This window comes from Corallococcus exercitus, assembly GCF_003611585.1.
GTDB lineage: Bacteria > Myxococcota > Myxococcia > Myxococcales > Myxococcaceae > Corallococcus > Corallococcus exercitus.
The window spans coordinates 1-413 of sequence record NZ_RAVW01000920.1 but is presented as its reverse complement, the minus strand read 5'-3'; the positions used below and the strand labels follow the sequence as shown (position 1 = coordinate 413).

At 32.7% G+C, this 413-nt stretch carries 1 protein-coding gene; it reads left to right on the top strand.

Annotated elements, in window-relative coordinates; all coding sequences use genetic code 11:
• Positions 1 to 413: phosphoribosyltransferase family protein (locus D7W79_RS46655; protein ID WP_120530813.1), on the top strand; the 413-nt coding region annotated here is incomplete at both ends.

Sequence of the window (413 nt, the reverse complement as noted above, 5' to 3'; positions counted from 1 at the left end):
CTCTATTAGAAGAGAAAGAACGTTTGTTACCTGGCGGATATTTATTTTTATCAGATTTGGTAGGTAATCCATCGCTACTAAACAAAGTTGGTAAGTTAATTGCCAGTATTTACATGGAAGAAAAATTAGATGCTGTTGTTACCATTGCGACAAAAGGTATTTCATTGGCAAATGAGGTTGCTAATATTTTAAATTTACCAGTAGTAGTGATTAGAAAAGACAACAAGGTGACTGAAGGTTCTACAGTTTCAATTAATTACGTTTCAGGATCTTCAAGAAAAATAGAAACAATGGTACTTTCGAAGAGAACTTTAGCAGAAAATTCAAATGTTTTAGTTGTCGATGATTTTATGAGGGCTGGTGGCTCTATTAATGGTGTTATGAATTTAATGAATGAGTTTAAAGCCCATGTA